The organism is Bacillus cereus, from assembly GCF_002564555.1.
Classification (GTDB): Bacteria; Bacillota; Bacilli; order Bacillales; family Bacillaceae_G; genus Bacillus_A; species Bacillus_A cereus_K.
The window spans coordinates 1-394 of record NZ_NUVD01000032.1; the positions used below are offsets into that span (position 1 = coordinate 1).

Genomic DNA, 394 nt, shown 5'->3' on the forward strand with positions numbered 1-394 from the left:
CAATTACGGTTGGAATTTCATTCTGTTTGACACATATCCCCAGGCTATCTGGACATGATAAAAGATGAGGTGACTGACATGAAGGATAAAATATTAGAATTAGTACCAGGATCGGTAAAAAAATTACTCATGAAAAAAGTTAAAGATGGAAACCGATGCATCATTGATTTGGTTGTGGATGATGCAACTGCTTATGGATTTGAACCGGAGCAAGTAACCCCCTGTATCATGGCGGGTTATTATGTTTATGAATCCACCACCTATCCCAGTGAAATGGAGGAAGAATGGAAGCTGAACTTGGTTTTTCATGCGGCCAATCGCTCGGCAATGAAGCTTCTGTCTTATGGGAAGTATAAAGCGAAACAATCTGAAAGTGGATGGATGAGATATACAA

Annotated in this window: 1 protein-coding gene; it reads left to right on the top strand. The window is 39.6% G+C overall.

Features of this window, described 5'->3' with window-relative positions; genetic code table 11:
* Positions 1 to 78: 78 nt before the first annotated feature.
* The coding region (locus tag COI75_RS16875; protein WP_098448496.1) for a hypothetical protein at positions 79 to 394 on the top strand (316 nt) is incomplete at its 3' end.